Source organism: Dysgonomonas sp. Marseille-P4677 (genome assembly GCF_016652235.1).
Classification (GTDB): Bacteria; Bacteroidota; Bacteroidia; order Bacteroidales; family Dysgonomonadaceae; genus Dysgonomonas.
Window position 1 is genome coordinate 1 of record NZ_JAEPKU010000235.1, and the last position, 2,760, is coordinate 2,760.

Genomic DNA, 2,760 nt, shown 5'->3' on the forward strand with positions numbered 1-2,760 from the left:
ATATATGGTAGATATACCTATATGAGGATTTATTTTTGGATTGTAATCGTTTATCTTTCTCACCTCTTCGGGCAGAGGTACAGGCATCGAACCACCGATATTCACCCCTAAGTTAAGATACCAGTCTAAAGTCTTTTTCTTGTCATTTCCTTCATCAGCTAGTATATTTGAACTCAAAGTGGTCAATATAATTAATATAATAAGTATTTTACTTTTCATCGATTTCTTTGTTTTATGATTATTCCTCAATTATAGGGGTCTCGCTGATAATTTCTACTTCATCTACAATCAGTGTGCTGCCTATTGCCCCTTTATACTCATTCCCATCTTTGCTGGAAGCAAAGAGTATAGTAATCTTATATATATAATTTTCGAAATCCAGTTCTTCTCCTTCTTTATATATAAAAGGTATTTCAAATCTGGTGAATCCTTTTCCTTCTTCGGCGGGCTTGTCGGTGATTGAGGCTGTTTCGGGTTTCCAGTCAGCTCTGGCGACAATCTTTTCAGAATCCATAATTGTTATTCCGTCCAAGTATGTTTTAGCGGCTTCTTTTTTGTCAACTTTGAATAAAACAGCATAAATAGACATTTCATCTTTTATACTTGTTGTAGTTTGTACATTGTTGTTACTGTCAAGATAGACATATTTGCTTCCCGGCTTATATTTGTAATAACCTGTAAATTTTAAAGGTTTGCCTATCGAGCTTGGATAATACTGTCCTAGCATTAAGCATTTCCGAGGTTCTCCGATTCCGTGATCTAAGGTGAAGTTTCCGTAAAATAAAGACCCACTGAAGATTGGTATTTTGAGATTTACAAAATTAATATTCCCTTCCAATGTTTCCAGTTTTGCCGCATAATTTCCTTTGTAAGCATCACTTGTAGGTGCCGTTGCAAACTCACCCTTATTGACAAATGCTATTCCCGGATTCCCCGAATCCCAGAGTTTAATCAATTTGTTATTATTGTCTTTCAGCATCATATTATAAAATCCCTGTTTCGATTCCTCCCAATTTTCGAAATCAAAAACTAGATTTAATAATGCAGGCTTGATAAATGATACTGTATAATCTTTCCAATACTTCTTATCTTCTGAAGTAATTCGATAAGTTACAGGACCTTCAGAAAAATCTTGTTTAACTCCCGATTCAGGCGATATCGTTGCACCTTGTGATACTTCTATTTGCGGAATAATATTTAATAAGTCCGCATATTCGGTTACTATAACACTAACTGTAGTTTCTGATATATCACTTGATACATATTCATCACCTTCTATCTTGAAAGAGACTATATCAGTCTCTTTTCCAAGAGGTTCATCCTTAATGCATGAGCTTAAGCTTAATGCAGTAATAGCTGTGGCTAATAATACTTTAGATTTCATGACTTTTAGTTAAAATACCTGCAAAGATACGGATTTATTCTAACTAATTTGATTACTTATTTAGTTTAAACCTAAATGGGATTGGTTTCTTCATAACGAAAAAGCCTCGAGAGCTTGTTTCCGAACTCGAGGCCTTTTTTAGAGCAATTGTGTATTGTATTATCTCTGAGTTATAAGCCTATTTGTATTTGTATCTTTCTCTATTTGGTGTACAATTACCTGACCTTCACTGTATAGATGGATGAGATACAAAGATTTGCTCTCCCATTCTTTGCTGCTTTGATTCCATTTTGTGAGCATAATATTGGATATTTTACCTTCGGTATTGTATTCATAAGTATGCTTTTGAATTGGAATCCAGTTTGATGTATTTTCTTTTAAATAGAAGGTACGTTCAATGATCCTTCCCAATGGATTGTATCGGAAGATTGTTTTAGCATCCGTCTTAGATTTATAGGTACATATGTATTCTTTTGTTTTATAGCCGTTGTTTTCAATGTTTTCTTTGATAGAGCTTATATTTTGAGAATAAAGGTTCCCTGACAAGATAAATGCCAATGTTATTATAAATAAAATTATTGTTTTCATTTTTGCATATTTAATAGGTTCAACTGTATAAATTATTTAAGCGCTTTCATATATTATGACGTAAAAGGAATGAAAATGGTTACAACTATAATTATAAATTAATTCAATTTAAATCGAAAAGGCCGGATATCAATCGATATCCGGCCTTTTTTTCTTTGGTACTAAATAATTAGTACTGGAGTTTAGTTTTGTATGAATTTGTTTCTAGTGTTTATTTTATTGGCTGTGACGCCCAGTCGTTGGTTTTGCTATTCCATTTTGTTAGCTTTGGAGTAGGTTGGTTGTTGTTATCGTATGTGTAATCATACTTTTGTATTCCTATCCAGCCTTTCGAATCATTCCATTCATAGGTCGCTTTTTCTTGCATACGTTCCTCTGCATCATAGCGATATACAGTTTTACTTAATGGTGTATTTGTGTTTTTATCACAAAAGATAAATTCTTTTACACACCCGCTCTCTGTTTTTTCCACATTACTGAATGTGACTGTTTCTGGAGTGTTAGCATAAATGCTTGCTGATAAGAATAAAACAGCTAATAACGAGAATAGATTTTTTGCTTTCATGATTTAATAATTTAGTATTGCAAATATAGGCTGTTTTTTACTCTCAAACAAACAAAATATGACAAAATGATAGATTGTTGGTGTTAAATATGGTTAATATTATGTTTTATGCATTTGATTTAGCTTATTTTTATCTATTTATCCTATCAAAACGATATATAGGGCGATCTTCCGATTAATTTTTATAATAAAAATTTAAAGAAAATGACTAAAAGTGAATAAC

3 protein-coding genes and 1 pseudogene are annotated in these 2,760 nt (G+C 32.3%); all 4 read right to left on the reverse strand.

From position 1 onward, the window contains the following. Positions 1-219: pseudogene (locus JGH11_RS19645) on the reverse strand (PorT family protein); the annotation flags it as partial. Between the two features lie 19 nt (positions 220-238). Further along, a complete protein-coding gene (locus JGH11_RS19650; RefSeq protein WP_201114608.1) occupies positions 239-1,384 on the reverse strand; it encodes a PCMD domain-containing protein in 1,146 nt (381 codons plus the stop codon). 159 nt (positions 1,385-1,543) lie between these two features. Beyond that, positions 1,544-1,972 (reverse strand): hypothetical protein, encoded by a 429-nt coding sequence (locus JGH11_RS19655; RefSeq protein WP_201114609.1) that lies wholly within the window; start codon positions 1,970-1,972, stop codon positions 1,544-1,546. 211 nt (positions 1,973-2,183) lie between these two features. After that, positions 2,184-2,537: a DUF3836 domain-containing protein gene (locus JGH11_RS19660; protein WP_201114611.1), complete on the reverse strand. Its 354-nt coding sequence runs from the start codon at positions 2,535-2,537 to the stop codon at positions 2,184-2,186. Positions 2,538-2,760: the final 223 nt, after the last annotated feature.

Excerpts from the sequence above, each read along its gene's own strand:
- JGH11_RS19650 (WP_201114608.1), bottom strand. The coding sequence starts at position 1,384 with ATGAAATCTAAAGTATTATTAGCCACAGCTATTACTGCATTAAGCTTA.
- JGH11_RS19660 (WP_201114611.1), bottom strand. The coding sequence starts at position 2,537 with ATGAAAGCAAAAAATCTATTCTCGTTATTAGCTGTTTTATTCTTATCA.
- JGH11_RS19655 (WP_201114609.1), bottom strand. The coding sequence starts at position 1,972 with ATGAAAACAATAATTTTATTTATAATAACATTGGCATTTATCTTGTCA.